Source organism: Gilvimarinus gilvus, from assembly GCF_030518155.1.
GTDB lineage: Bacteria > Pseudomonadota > Gammaproteobacteria > Pseudomonadales > Cellvibrionaceae > Gilvimarinus > Gilvimarinus gilvus.
In genome coordinates this window covers 1-15,100 of sequence record NZ_JAULRU010000514.1, presented here as the reverse complement: position 1 = coordinate 15,100, position 15,100 = coordinate 1, and the positions used below count along the sequence as shown (strand labels likewise).

The 15,100-nt window shown below is 43.3% G+C and carries 10 protein-coding genes and 1 pseudogene; 3 read left to right on the top strand and 8 right to left on the bottom strand.

What is annotated here, in order from left to right; genetic code table 11:
* Complete coding sequence (locus tag QWI17_RS09195) at positions 1-1,227, bottom strand: HlyD family secretion protein (RefSeq protein WP_302722211.1); 1,227 nt, start codon at positions 1,225-1,227, stop codon at positions 1-3.
* Positions 1,228-2,427: 1,200 nt separating this feature from the next.
* On the opposite strand from QWI17_RS09195, the gene QWI17_RS09190 reads away from it, so the two are divergent.
* From QWI17_RS09190 to QWI17_RS09180, 3 genes are all read left to right on the top strand, one after another.
* Positions 2,428-3,396 carry a glycosyltransferase family 2 protein gene (locus QWI17_RS09190; RefSeq protein ID WP_302722210.1) on the top strand — a complete coding sequence of 323 codons (969 nt, stop codon included), beginning with the start codon at positions 2,428-2,430 and terminating at the stop codon, positions 3,394-3,396.
* A 13-nt stretch (positions 3,397-3,409) separates the two neighbouring features.
* Positions 3,410-4,693: a glycosyltransferase gene (locus QWI17_RS09185; RefSeq protein ID WP_302722209.1), complete on the top strand. Its 1,284-nt coding sequence runs from the start codon at positions 3,410-3,412 to the stop codon at positions 4,691-4,693.
* 335 nt (positions 4,694-5,028) lie between these two features.
* Positions 5,029-5,913, top strand: a complete 885-nt coding sequence (locus QWI17_RS09180; protein ID WP_302722208.1) for a hypothetical protein — start codon at positions 5,029-5,031, stop codon at positions 5,911-5,913.
* 1,972 nt (positions 5,914-7,885) lie between these two features.
* Here QWI17_RS09180 and QWI17_RS09175 read toward each other — a convergent pair.
* The 7 genes and pseudogenes from QWI17_RS09175 to QWI17_RS09145 form a co-directional block, all read right to left on the bottom strand.
* Complete coding sequence (locus QWI17_RS09175) at positions 7,886-8,053, bottom strand: hypothetical protein (RefSeq protein ID WP_302722207.1); 168 nt, start codon at positions 8,051-8,053, stop codon at positions 7,886-7,888.
* A gap of 278 nt (positions 8,054-8,331) precedes the next feature.
* Positions 8,332-8,805: a hypothetical protein gene (locus QWI17_RS09170; protein ID WP_302722206.1), complete on the bottom strand. Its 474-nt coding sequence runs from the start codon at positions 8,803-8,805 to the stop codon at positions 8,332-8,334.
* A 136-nt stretch (positions 8,806-8,941) separates the two neighbouring features.
* Positions 8,942-10,513, bottom strand: a complete 1,572-nt coding sequence (locus QWI17_RS09165; RefSeq protein WP_302722205.1) for an AAA family ATPase — start codon at positions 10,511-10,513, stop codon at positions 8,942-8,944.
* Between the two features lie 78 nt (positions 10,514-10,591).
* Positions 10,592-11,488: a DNA adenine methylase gene (locus tag QWI17_RS09160; protein WP_302722204.1), complete on the bottom strand. Its 897-nt coding sequence runs from the start codon at positions 11,486-11,488 to the stop codon at positions 10,592-10,594.
* Positions 11,489-11,554: 66 nt separating this feature from the next.
* The gene (locus tag QWI17_RS09155; protein WP_302722203.1) at positions 11,555-13,000 is read right to left on the bottom strand and encodes a ParB N-terminal domain-containing protein; all 1,446 of its coding nucleotides are present in this window, start codon (positions 12,998-13,000) and stop codon (positions 11,555-11,557) included.
* Between the two features lie 249 nt (positions 13,001-13,249).
* The gene (locus QWI17_RS09150; RefSeq protein ID WP_302722327.1) at positions 13,250-13,498 is read right to left on the bottom strand and encodes a topoisomerase DNA-binding C4 zinc finger domain-containing protein; all 249 of its coding nucleotides are present in this window, start codon (positions 13,496-13,498) and stop codon (positions 13,250-13,252) included.
* Positions 13,499-14,899, bottom strand: a pseudogene (locus QWI17_RS09145) (type IA DNA topoisomerase). It lies immediately after the preceding gene.
* Positions 14,900-15,100: the final 201 nt, after the last annotated feature.

The following is a 15,100-nucleotide window of genomic DNA, read 5'->3' as shown; positions in this document are numbered from 1 at the left end:
TTATTTACCCAACTTTTTAAAGTACTGCTCAACCCATTTATAAAGTTTTTGCTTTCTTTGAACGACCTTCACATTAAGGAGCATCCCCAACTTGAGCTCCATCTTTTCATTTAGCTCTGGCACATCACTAAATGCCAAGGTAACTTTATATACTGGAATTCGACTGGAAACGGGCGCAAACAATGTATCACTCGGCAGGGTAGGCTTTTCTCCGATACTCACAACACTTGCCTTTAAGTACCCATATTTTTCGGCTGGATAGGTATCCATTTCTACTCGAGCTTCCTGACCCAAACTTAGATTCTCCAGTGCAGGCATAGGGGCCCATGCCTCAATAGTGTATTGGGAATTTCTCCTTGTAATAGACATCAGAACATTTTCATTTGTTAGAGAATCTCCCCTTTTTGCATCAAGGGCGATAACTTCTCCATCTAAAGGGCTAACTACTTTAATCCCCTCGCTGCTTCCCAATAATGAGTTTTGAGAGGCTAGATCAATCAAGCTAAAACTAATACTTAGCTTTTCTCTAAGCTCTAATCCATCAATCCTAGAAATCTCTACATTTAATGATGACAACTCTCTTCGCCGCTCAGATATCAAGCGCTGCTTATACAAAACTCTCTCATTAAGGCCAAGCTCCTCCCGCTTAACATTTGCCCATTGCAGCTCGGAAATCAACGATTTCTCGTAAAGAGAAGCGTTAGCCAACTTGACCGCCTCGTAGATCGTCACAGCCTCTGAAAGTTGACTCAACTCTTCAATCAACAAGTCTATTTCTTTTGCAATTTTTTTTCTTTGCTTCAGTAACTCCCCTCTATATTCATTAAACTCTTTATCATTCGCTCGCTGCTTTTCGCCAATCAAGACCTCTAACTGTTCCAATTGCTGATGCAGAAACTTGTCGTAGTCCGAATACTGATTCTTTTGTATTCTCGCTACAACCTCGCCCTTATTAACCAGATCTCCGTTGGCTACATACAACTGAACTAAATTGTAGCCATTGCGCCCATATATGTTACTCACGCCCTCTCCGGTCGTGATCCAGCCTTTTAAATTTGATGTGCTGGAATACGACAGCAAAAAAGCAGCAACAACAAACAATAAGATCAATATCAAAATTGCAAAAAGCACCGAGGTAACCGCACGAGAAGGAGATAAAACCACGCGGCCACTTAGTCGATCATTGAAGCTCTCAACGGCTTCCGATCTAAATAAGTCGTTAGGCATTGTTTTTACACTACAAAACTATGAAAAGGCTTAATCTCTGAAAAGTACTAGAGAATTTCTTTGAATGTTATTGTTAATATTTTCAATTTAATTACTAAGTTCGGACAAGAGCTGCAAAATGTAGCACCAGCAAGAAACAAAACGGATATAACAACGGCAAAAATACATAAGCAGTCCAGATCATTCCTTTATGTTAGCCTTCAATACTAGCGAAGGCGTTGCCCTTGATTTTCAAGCAAACACCACGGCGTGGAACTTAGTCCAAAACTAGTACATCTGTGTAGTACACTTCTCAACCTAACGCCCCTTAGAAGGAGATCTGCTTTAGCAGTCATTATGCAACTAGATCTCGGCAACTTGTGCAAGCGCGCCAAATGAAAAATTCACAAACAACCCAATTGATAGCGAAAGGGAGCAGGCATTAGAACACCCTCCCTTAAACACTACTTCGTATCGTCGCGTGACCATAACCCTTCGGGCCTGTAAGGATGTGCGAATCGTCAAAAAGGCTCGTATATAGGTGCAAATTGCAAACACACGCCATGAATTACCGACAGTGAGTCGAAGCTGAGCCACTAAGGACTGTAGATCGAAAAGGAAACCGGGGCGACCACCCCTCACTGTTTTCAGCGCCAGCCGCCAGGAGTTATTTGGGGCTGATAGACACCCTCACCGCGGCTCCCGGGACGCCGCCTGGATTAGCCCCTGAGTCGTCTTGAATTCTTGCCCACCAAACACGCCTGCTCGTAAGTTAGCTCGGCGGCTTGTCAATTAATGAACCTTGCTTGACTCTAAATGCACCAACGACTCTTATTAACCTCACATCAACCCTCCATGTATTTATATTATTTATTCTCTATTTAAACCAACCCCAAGAAAATACCAGCGCCCACGGTTTACGATACTAAGAACCATCAAACTTTGTCAACCATACAATACGACCCACTTCTTCAGTCTGCCAACAAAAGCTTCTCGACGGGATTGTAGGCGCGGGCATAATGAGGTTACAAGCAAACCTCCATAGAGTTGAATGCCGCCAAGTTACAAAGCTCCACCGACATATGGTCAAACAGTTATTGGTTGATCACATCCAATCGACCATTATGAAGATGAGCCAAATGAGTTCAGACTTTATTTATCTCAACACCGAGAATACAATAGAGCGTAAATGCACCAAATCAAATCCTCGAAGAGATTGACGTGATAAATATAATAAAGCGTAGACAGAAGCAACCGCAATTTTCGGTTATTATTCCTACTTACAATAGGCCACTACTGTTACTTAAATGCATTGAGAGCCTCCTAGCAGACGCTACTAAGTACGACTATCTAGCGGAATTAATCGTTATAAACGACGCCTCAACCAAAGACTACACAAGGGTAATTACTTCAATTAGGGCGCGCACACCCCTGCAGTACCAAGTAAACAAAACTAACACTGGCGTTTCACAATCAAGAAATATTGGAGCAAAATTAGCTTCAGGAAAGTGGTTATTGTTTTTGGATGACGATGACGAAGTCTACCCTGGCTACTTGGATGCACTTATTAATAAAATGGCGTCAAACCCATCGATATCATTATTTTGGGGTGGCATCTACTCCAAGAGAGCCGACGGCGAGTTCAATTATCTATATTGCGGAAGAGTCCTTTCTCAAGAAGAGAGTCTCAGAAGATTATTAACTGCAGGCATTTCCTTTGGAGTCACCATCAGAAGGAAAATATTTCTAAGCATCAACGGATTTGATGCAAGTCTTCCCGTTGGCGAGGACACAGACTTGTTTATCCGAATCATAGGAAATAGAGTAAAGGTTTGCTCCGTAGAGCATATAGCAATAGTGAAAAACGAAAAACATGAAACTAGACTATCGGCGAACTTTACTAGATACTCTGAGGACTCCATATATGAGAAGATAATTAACAAGAACCTGAATATTTTTAAAGCTCACCCATATGCCTATATAGACATAGTCTATTGGGCACTTAGGGTCCACCTACTAAACAATAATATAAGAAAAGCCAGACCGCTCATAGATCATCTTGAGAGGTTTGGGTATTCTATTGATTACATTTCTAAGAAACACAAAAAGAATATGAGATTAGAAACCCCGCAAAAAAAAGGTAAACATCTAAAGAAAATCATCACCAGCCATCAGACAGATGAATACTAGGAGAAACAATTTTTTGTCCAACCAGAGCCCTCCGAGTGTGGTACTTGTAGGCTCGGGAAGTCACGGTGACGTAAACCCCCTTATTGATATATCTTTGCAACTAAAGCAAAGCGAAATCACTCCTATAATACTTACCAATGATGTTTATCGAGATCAGATCAATGACCTATCAATAAAATTCATTTCCACAGGAAGTGCTTCTGAATATGAGAAATCACTTCGACTTGAAGAATCCAACCCTTCAAGTATAAGATATAGAAACCTATTTCAAGAATATATCGTCCCAACATATCTACGCGAATACGTTCGGACCCGCGATTTACTCAAGACTATACCCAAGCCTCTGGTTGCCTCTCCTGCCAGGGTTAACGGGGCAATGCTGGCCAGTTTAGAAACTAACACCAAATATTTGAAGCTTACGCTCTCACCTTGCAACTACGAATTTAATGACACAACAACAAAATGGTTATACAAAAAATTCCCTAATGAAAGCATTAATTCACGACTAAAGCGCAGCATCTTCGGTTACAAAACGAAATACCACATGTATAAGCAAGTAGAGTGGATGCTCAAAATTATTCATAACAATACGACATCACCAAATTTCAGCTATTTCAAAATCATGCGCTTCATGGCCAGCAATCTTTACGACGAGATCGGCTTGTTTCCAGAATGGCTTCTGAACTGTACCTCCTCAAACCCAGAGCCAACCTGTGGAGCGTTAGGCTTTACCAATGTAATGGACCCACCCATGGAGTCCACCCTGCCTAACAAAATACAAAATTTCTTAAAGAAGTTTCCTCACCCCATAATTTTCACATGCGGGACCAATGTCAAAGAAGCAAACAAATTTTTTTCGGACGCCGAAGTCATTTTAAAAAAACTCGAAAGACCAGGAATATTTTTATCCAAGCACCAAACCTCCTTTAGCACATCATTCGATCAGATCCTGAAATTAAACTACACCCCCCTAAGACCGTTACTTTTAGTGTCAGATGCCATTATTCACCATGGTGGAATCGGAACCTGCGCGGAAGCTCTTTACGCAGGAATTCCTCAATACATAAGGCCGGTAGAATTTGACCAATTCGATAATGCTAGACGGCTATCGGAAATCGGCGTTGCGATGAGTCAGCCAGCATCAAATTTTGACATCAACAAGGCGGTGAATGACATTACCTACATGCTCTCAAATACACCCACTAAAGATAGTATAAGTTGCTATTCAAAGAAGACAAGAGAATCGAATTCCTTAAATAACATCTGCAACCATATAGTAACAAGCCTCGAAAGATAAATACTCCGATATCCCTTCCACACCCTAAGGACCCAACTTTAATGAAACCAAACATCCGATCAATCCACCCGCTTTCGCATGACTATCTTCGGCACCGACCTTGCTTTCAAATATTCTCTCGTATAGATGGATTAGACGAAAGCGGTCGAACTATTCTTGAAGGTCGCTCCCCCTCCTTCAAGCCACCCAAGAAAGATTATGTCAGGTGTAGCTTTCGAGACTCTCGTCATCTGCACATAAACCCTATGAATAGAGGAGCACTTAAATCATACTCTCTGCAACAGAGGGAGATACACCGCGAAATACAAGAAATATGCGTATCCATCGAAAAAGACATGGACACATCATGGAACAGTTTAACGTCACTTGAAAAATTAAATATTTTTTCATACATTGGCTTTCGCTACTCCTCTTACTGGACAATATCAAAGAACAATACGCCCCAAAATAATGATTGTGTTCACTTAAAATCATCTTTAGCTACCATCGCAAAATTTTGTCACGGAATAATTACTCTAACTTGGCACATACTTAACAAAATCAACGAAAATGACGAAATTGAGGCTATGCTCGAATCTCTGACCGATTTATCAATTGATGACATGTTAGACATCGCCAATAGAGATAATTTGCTGATTGGGAGATTCGAAGTATGCGCAGCACCGCCAAGAATTATCCGGGATATACTTTCGATGGTAACAATAAACCATAAAATCATATCAGAAATTAACTCTGGCAATCATTTGGGCCTTGTAAGACATTCAAAAGTAGTAAATGAACTGGAGCTTTTGTTCTTACTATATTCAACTGCCAGACTAATTTGCTTAAAATTGAAACACAAATTTACCATAGAAGAAGTACTTTCTAACGAAAACATACTAACTATTCCTGGCATTTCATATTTCAATGTGTCTATAGAAATGGCAAACTACAACCGCCCACTAGATCATGCATTTTACAAGACACTTCATATGCGATATTGGTTTTCTTATAACCACTTACCTGTAGCAGAAAATATTTTCGCAAAGTTAATTTTAAATAAAGAAAGCTTCAACCCAGAAAGCTGGATCTCTTTCAGAAACACAACTCTTCAGATTACCAACAATCTCAACAAAAAACTTTGCAACAATACTAATAGGCACATCAATAGTGTCACCAAAATCACCACTCAAGATTTTGAAGTATTTTTTGGCACTGATCCAGCTTCCTCGATTGGCTGACTCCCCCAATCAAAAACATTCGTCAAGCGACCAATATAAACCTCAATAGTTACTTAGGATTTGTCTCAAACCTGACTGTCGACTTAGCCCACACCCCGCCAGAAAATTAGCATTAGGAGAATCGAAAGCGGACCCAATGACACAACTCCCTTTCATGGCAATATTGAGGTGACATATTGAATATTTGAAACTGTCAATGCAAAACCGCACATTCGCTCAAAATCCTTCCTCCAATTCTCTCACTCCTTTTAAGACACCTTGACTCTATAGCGCCAGGAAATCACAGCTACTAACCCGCGCTCGCCTCTCAGGTAGAAGCAGTTTGCGGATTATGATCGAAAATCTGAATATTCAAGCTCTTCCTCTCCTTGGTAGCAAACCACTCTCTCAGTGTACGTTATTGCGCGTTAACAATACCCCCTACAATTAAATGGCTTCCTGCTCTACAGGCTACCGAGCCGCAGTAAACATAAAGCGCCATGGCCCAAATTTCTCTTGGACACACCCACTGTACGCTTTAGCCGCCTGCGCCATTGCACTGTGACCCTCTAACGCGCCATAGTTAGATTTAGCGCAATCAAAGCTTCCATCAAGACTACATGTAGCCCTGAATCATAAGCTTCTAGCGATCACCGCGAGTAAAAGCATGTAGTGTACATAGGAAAACCAATCGTGGTTCCAAAGGGGAGCATTGTCGCCATCTACAAGGAGGGGGTAAACTGACTACGCGTGTCATATTTCTCAGACTGTTATATAGAGATATACTTAGTGAAGCGTCAAGGGTAATGCAGATTATCGTGCTCCCCCCCCCCTCCATCAGCCAATTAAGGATAAAGATGCGCCCACGAACCAAGCGAACGAGCCTGCAGGCGTGACTATCACTCAAAATCTCCGTCCAATTCCGCCGGATCGGCCACCCGGACGATGAAGCCGGAAAGTGTTACGTCTTATTGGCCAACAATATAAGCAATCAGCCAACACTATTATATAGATTTATTTGGTTCGCCGGGATGCTGAACTGTCGATTATCTAAATCAAGCAGAGTCTTAATACAAGTAGTTTGTCGGCAACAGCAAGAATGACACAGATTTGGATTCCGTTATGCACCCCAGTACTGCGCTCATCCTTTAAGCTTCAGTCAAGAGTGCATTGGAATCTGCATCAAATATTAAGGCTTTCACAGAGCAACCTGCTTGAAAAGTGAGATCTTTTGAATCTGGCTCAGAAATGATCCAGCAAGTCCATATGCACGCAATACAAACACCTTACATTGACATGAAAGTTAATGACCAGCAACGCTCTTGACAAGCAACCGCGAGACTTTGTATGGTACCAAGGCTCTACGATTAACTGGTGGAGCTTAGGAGACAAAACTAACAGTGAATAAATCTAATATCATGGAGAGTATTATATGAAGTTTTTGGATGCAATAGATACTTTTAAAAGTAAACTGGGCTCTAAGAGTGGTAACACTAGCCCCAAATTAGTGAGTTTAACAGACGACGAGTTGTCCTTGGTTTTTGGGGGGTCCAAGATGACCACTAGCGATCGTACAATTGGTGGAGGCACCCCCTCATATAACCCACAACCACCACAACCCCCTATAACTTCGGGTGGTTGGTATTAACTAGACTGTATGGGTGGGGTGGGCTGCCCTGCCCACCCATACATGAACAGATACAGCCTTATGCACGTTAGACAAGCTCTTCATGCTCTATGGATGCCTATCGCCCGCCCTGAAAGCTTGCTAAAACTCTACTTTTAACAACACCTGTAAGCCACATCGATTGCTGCACTCAATCACAAAGACCAATGGGATCGATAACTTTTTGGCAATTGCGGATTTGGTCTCACCGGCGTTCGCACGTTGCTTGTGCTCTGCTTTCGCATCTTTATTGAGAGCTGATTTCCTGCCGAGATATTTGCCGGCCGCTCGCGCTTGCTCAATGCCTTCGCGTTGACGCCCCAGAATTTAAACACGCTCGAATTCAGCAAAAACTCCCATCGTGCTGAGCAGTTGCATGACCACCGGTGAGTCATTACCCGTGAAAGCCAGGCGCACTTTAACAAACCCAATAGACACACCTCTACCGGTCACAGCGAAGGTCATCCAGGCTAGGCACGCTGGTAATACCGGCATCTCTCCACAATAGAGTCTCCAGAATGCGTGACCATCGGCCTAGAGGCGAAGTAATACGTACACTTTAGCAAGTTAATTCTTGGACACCCTGGGTTGCCGGAACTTCTCCACATTAGCAATAAATAGCCATTTTCTCTCGGTGCCGGAATTTCTCCACTATTACTCACAAGGACCAGAAAGGGTACGAGCCAAAGTAAAGCGCAAGCGAGCAAACAAGCGAAAGAGCGGCAACGGAAAGTAAGTGTAGCCCCAATGTTGGCATTGAGGCATTTTTTATGTTATCGAGTGCCAAAAGCTCCTATTAAAAAAACACCTTTGAAATCTATCACCGATCGCGGAATGCTATAACTGTCAAAGTAGCAAACCCAATATTTTATTGTTTTAACAGCGTAATCTGTTAAATCTTCAGTAGTGCCATCCGTAAATGTCACAACAAAGCTTGGATTTTCTTGGATTTTAGATTCTCGATATTCAAAGTCTCGCTGAACACTTTCCATTTCTTCCACTATGTCCTGACCGAGGTAAAACGGAACTCTTTTCGTTGTTGAAAGTGATGATTCTTTTACGTCAGGAGTGTATTTAGTAATCTTGAAATGCTTTACCGAATTGGCTACATCTTTCGCAATAACTAAATGCTTCTCGGCATCCCACATTTGATTAAGCTGCTTTCTTTTATCTTGCTGAGACAGATGTTCAATGCACCAATCTCGTAGCGAATGAGCAGTAACTGAAAAATTAAAGAAATGATCCATTATGTTTTCTAGATTCTCTTCGAAAGCGATCCTATTTCCTTCTCTGACCAGCTTAAGAAGCATATGTTTTGGTTCGCTAATCCCGGAAATAAATGAAATGTTAGGCCTGTTTCATAATGTAATTAATATGGCATTCTCAATGCTTTAGGTTCTTGTAAATGAAGTCAAATTCAGCCAGGAACTTCGCTTTTTCGTCCGGAATAGTTTTTAAAAAATATTTAAATAAATTGGTAGCCCTGGCTCCCCACGCACCGGAATCAAGCTGTTGGAGATACCACTTTTTGGCCGTAGTTCTACCTGATTTTATGTCGTTGAGATCGAATTCTGAAAAACACACTTGCTTAGAGTATCCGTCGCGCTTCTCTTCCCAGAAGGGGCTTTTGTCGGATAAGCCAGACAAAAATTCAGCCAAAATAATCTCTGGGGAGTGGTCTCCTGGCAAACAAATATAATTCTTCAGCTTTGATCTATTAACTTCCTTCTTTGCGTCACCATCAAGAATCACAATTGAATTTGGATGTGAGAAGCTCTCCACCTTTTTCTTTCCGAGTTGGATTAGGTTGCCACAACCTAGAGTGATGTCAGGAAAGTGTAAGTTTGGATACTTTCGCCCCAAAATTGCCTTGGCAAAGTGGGCGCATTCAGAATCTTCAGTATGGACAAAAAATTTACGTGCTTTATGAGTCTTTCCTATGCTGACATTTAAATTGTTAACAATAGAGTTGTAGTCAGGATTCTCATGGACCACAACCTCGCGATCGACTTTCTTTAAGTAAATTATGCCAAATTGAGGGCTTCTGCCATTAGCATTTTTTAATTTATAGACTTTATCAATAGTGTGTAGGGAGTGGGTTGTTGCAACAACTTGAACGTCAAGTTTTTTGCAGTGAGAACTCAAAAAATCTATCAGTTTAATCTGGCTGCCAGGGTACAGTGTTGCGTCTATCTCATCGATCGCAAGGATCCCGCCCTTGTAGTGGTCCTTAAAATTTTCCTTTAATCGCTGGAATGATATGAACGCGAGCAAAATTCTACTGATATTATCTTGGCCAGCTGAATTAGTGTTCCAGTCGTAGTAGTCGGTTGTGACGCCCAATGTGTTTTTTGAGTGGCTGTGCAGATAATCTATTTCCTGAAGCGAGTCCATGCCCAACAGAATTTTATTGTAATGTTTTGAAAACCAAAGTTTTTCTTGGTCCGTTAGAGAGATGTTGTTTTTTTTAAAAATTCCAGCTTCAGCAATGGGTATCAATCTTTTTAAGCTTAAAAAAATTACCGGAATTTGAACATAACCGCTACCTGCATCTCGCTTTCCTTTTTGCCAGAATCTGATGCCTTTCTTGGTACCTGAGGTTTTGGTGTTTCTAGGAATGCTTTCTATCGTAAAGCCCCCAGACTCATCAATGTCTGGGTGTATGCTGTTATCATGAAAAAACAAAGTCCATAGATGACTTCCCGCCGTGTCCAGAGTGGGGGATAGCCTGAATTTATCTTGAAACGCAGAACGAAAAGTTCCTCCTGTAAGTGGGCTTTCAGTTGAAAATTTATGCCCAGCGTTCGGGATAGTAAATGTTTGGGTTAGAATCCCCAGTAGCGTACTTTTTTGAGTTCCATTCTGGCCGGCAATTAGGGTGATGTACTCACCAAGAGAAAACCCAACATTTTTAAATCCTCTAAATTTGGCAATCTCGACCTTTTTAATAATCATGTAATTTAAACATCCTATTTGCAGTCAACGTTAATCCAAATATCGACACAGGATAAAGCATCATTTATCAGAAAAAATTTACATAGCACGAAAAATCTCATCCTTCTCAGCTTGGAAAGATATTTTCGAAACATTAAGGTCGTGAGGAATTGAAACCTTGTTGCTCGCGATTAATAATTCGGTGCCTACCCGCTTAACCCCCGCGCTGTAATTTAGATTAAACCTATATTGCCGCTTACTTTTATATAACTCCTGAATTTCAGGAGCATCATCATAAGTTAGTATCCACGGCTTGCCCAATCTATTTAGCAGGCTAGCGATTTTCTTGTGGTCCTCAGGATTATAATAATTTGTGTAGAGTGTGGAGCCTTTTACAAAATAAGGAGGGTCGATGCAATACAAGGTTTTGGCTGGCAATTCACCCCTAGTTGCCTTTATGAAATCAATTGCGTCCAGGTTATATAGATTTATCCTGTTCTTATATTTTTTGATTCTTAATATTTTATCAATTAAACCTTGCTTGTTAAATCTACAGTCCAGCTTATATTTCCCGCCTTGCTCGAGACCGCCAATAACGCCTGCTTTCAAAATAACACCAGACCTGTTAGTCCGATTTAGAAAGAATGTTGAAAATGCTACATCCAGGTTGTTCTGATTATCCCTATCCTTCTGGATTTTCCGTTGCCGATACCACTCATCAAGAGTGATATCTACTTTTTCTATTCTAGAGATAAATTCTTCCGTATTCTTAAGGATCGCATTCCAGAAGCACCAGATTGAACGGTCAAGATCGTTTAAGTGTATGTAATGTACATGTCCCTTAAAGAGCAAGGATAACGCTAGGCCTCCACCGCCTGCGTATGGCTCTGCATAATGTCCTCGGCACAATTTGTTATCTTTAATGATCTCAGAGACCATGCTAACAATATTTGCTTTGCCTCCGGGATACCTTAAAGGTGAAGGAGTTGATGCCATACTAGAATCCAAATAATTAACAGTTCTGGGCTATTCTACCATTATGTACACAGCATGGCCATGGCTCTACAGCTCACGAATCATGTACGCTACAATTTCACTAATGTTATCCCATTGAGTGTGTAGCTCCATTTTCGTTGGGTAATGACCTGCGTGAGCAAATGCGCCCAGTGTTTTAGGTGAGAGCACATTGTTTGGGTTAGAGTTAACTCTTCTTAGTGCTCCTAAGGCCTGCTTTTCTCTTCCATTTAGTTGATGCAAAACTCCTTCAATATATGGAATTATTTTGGTAAGTACATCATTTGTTTTGCTGGGCACATTTCGGTCAATTTTTGACTCATAAAAGCTTTTGTATACTTTCTCGAGAAAGGCTCTCGTAATCAATGAAACGGCTAATGCATAATGCTCCGTTTCAATGTTCTTCATCTCTCTGAATACACGTCTCAATATTTTATCCGAAATTGTTGGATTGAAATCGTAAGGTAGAATATATTTCCTCTTGTCTGGATCTTGAGTTTGCGAACCCCACTGTCTTGGTTTTCCATTATCTGCATAATTTTGATTTTCACCTGAGGTAGATATATCGGCTTCTTGATCCGCCTGTTCGATGGAACTAGAAATGTCTCCATTTCTTGTGGGCGATTGATTATCTGCGATGGACGGGACGGAAGACTTATCAAACGATTTTCGGTCTGACAGTTTGATTTTTTCTGCTCGACTTACTGGTGCATCCCCCTCGTTGATTAGCCTGCGAGCGTAACCTTCCCATGAGGCCTTGTTGGTCCTTGAGTTGACATCTGTAGTGTCATCAAGAATGTCTTTCAAAAAACGTTCGATAACCCTATCAAAATCATCGTAAGTTACATTTATAACCACGCTGGAATCTGATCTTCCAGAGACTACTCCTATTGTTTTCCTAAAATAAGGGTTTCCCAGATATCTGGACGCTGTTGTGAGGATTTTCTTCTCTCCATCTGGACGTGTAATTAAACCAAGCTTGAATGCATATTCAATAATCGACAATGCCAACGCGTTGGAATCTTTTTTCATACGACGCGTGTTGTGTCTAGTTTTTTGTGTTGAGTTCCACTGCCTAATTCCGACCCCGCCTTGTTCTCCTTCATGCCTACGCTCGATCCAGATATCAGCAGCATCTCGATTTTCCAGCTGTATGCAGGTTATGTCCGTAGGCACCAAAGTGCTGGCTTCAGAAAGCTGCTTAAAGTATTTTGATGCCCCAGCGGGAGCCGACTCTGGATCATTTAGTAACTTTAGAGAACACAGGCGTCTATTCCCTTCCACCGCTATATAGTTATTATCCTTATCTTTAATTACACCCAGTAATTCGAGGGGGTTTAGTCCGTTCGCAGCAATATCTCGAGCCAACTCCCGAACTTTGTCTGATTTAAGCAGCTGCTCAATAATTTTGTCTTGATCCTGAATAGGATCATGACGCGGATTTTCCGGATCTAGATAGATATCCAAAACATTAATAGTTATTATCTCTGGCATGCAACGCTCCATGTATGGAATTAAAGATATCTTGGTGGATTCGTGGCGCTCAGGCCAAGGCCTCTCCTCGACGAAAATAAGGTATTTGAAGGTTCGAGAAGGCCATACCCCCCTTAGTGTAAGAAACCACCAACGAAATTATATATCCGTTTTCGTCAATGTAGATGACACCTCCTATAAGGAGGGAGCATCTAATAGCTTGTGTTAATTAGTTATATTCATGCCCAATTACGCGTTTAATTGATTATTCTACAATAAATGTCGCCTCCCATCACATTTCGGAAATCCACTACAACCCCAAAAGTCATAGCCGGACTTGCCGCCTTTCTTCCGGCGAACCAGCTCCTTCCCGCATTTCGGGCAAGGTGTATCAGACACTTCCTGTTCTTTAGGTTTACCTGGCTTACCATTTTGGTCTGGTAGGGTCACTTTACACTCAGGGTAGCCAGAGCAACCCCACCAGGCTTTCTTGCCAGATTTACCCGGGCGGCGAGTCAGCTACTCCCCGCACTCCGGGCACGGGTGATTCATTCCGGCCGGCACCTCGACTTGGACGTTATCCATATTGGTGAGCTCTGCGGTCAATCGATCATCCAGAGTCGCGATCACACCCTTGTAGCCGGCGCGGCCTTCCGCAACCTCGTCCAGCTGGGCCTCAATGGACTTGGTGAAATCCAGCTCGATAAAGCTAAAGCGACTGGCGACCAGGCAGTCCACCACCAGGTATCCGGTATCGGTCGGTACCAGGTACTTGCCGGCCGAGTCATAGGCGACGTAACCGCGGGACATGATGTTCTCCATGATCGCGGCGTAGGTCGATGGTCGGCCAATGCCTTGCTTCTCCAGCTCTTTGATCAGTTGCGCCTCCGTGAAGCGTGAGGGTGGCTTGGTGCGCTTATCCAGGACTTTGCCCTCAGCAATTTTGACCAACTGGCCCTCCTGCAGTCTGGGTACCGGATTGGCCGCTTCTTCAGGATCTTGCTTAGACGCCGGCGTATCATTGGCATAGACCGTCCTCCAACCTGGTGAGAACTCGGTCCGACCCTTGGCCACGCACTCGACGGGCTTACCCTGCAGCTGCTCGCCAGCCCGGAGTTTAACCGTGCGCACCGCGTATTTGGCCTCCTGCAGCTGCGAGGCCACGGTACGCTGCCAGATCAGCTTATACAGCTGTTGCTGATCCAAGGTCTCGCCAGCTTCGACCTGGTTAATGTGAGTCGGCCGGACGGCTTCGTGCGCCTCCTGGGCATCACCTTTGACTTTCCAAGTGCGTTAACGATCGACAACGGGCAACCCATTCGCTCGGCCGTAGTCCTGGATCTGCGCAAACGCTTCCTCAGATAAATTGGGAGTGTCAGTCCGCATGTAGGTGATGTGGCCTTGCTCGTAGAGCTTCTGAGCGGCGGCCATGGTGGCCTTCGGCTTCATCTTGAGGCGGCTGGAGGCTGCTTGCTGAAGCGTAGAGGTGATGAACGGTGCTGGAGGTGCCTTGGACTCCTGAGTCTCCTCACAAGCGATTACAGACGCCTCCGTGACATTTGCCACCCATTCGGCTAGGGAGCGATCAAGCAGGTATTCCTGCCCCTCCCGGAGGAACGGTTTGACGTCCCAGTCAGCAAACCAGCCACCGAGATCCCATCGGGCACCATAGTGATCTGTGGCGACAAAGGCCTGAATGGCCCGTTCACGATCAGCAACGATACGTACGGCCGGTGATTGCACTCTGCCGGCGGAGAGGCCTCGCTGCTTGGTCACATCTCCGAGCTTGGGTGATACCCGGTAACCCACGAGCCTATCTAGGACGCGACGCCCCTCTTGTGCGGCCACACGGCGGTAATTGATCTTTCCGGGCTTACTTATCGCTGCCTTGATGGCTTTAGCCGTAATCTCAGAGAACACAATCCGCTTGGGGTCCTTGAGTTTGAGAGCCTGCTGCAGATGCCAGGCAATGGCCTCCCCGGTAATCCCCCCATTTTTAACCGAAGCTAAAAGTAGAAGGCTATGCGGCTAACGCCAGTTTTTGTACTGGCGTTATGCCACCCAAGGCCATGTTCGGCCTTTCGTTGTTGTAAGTCCATAACCAGTTGGTAGCGTGTTGCT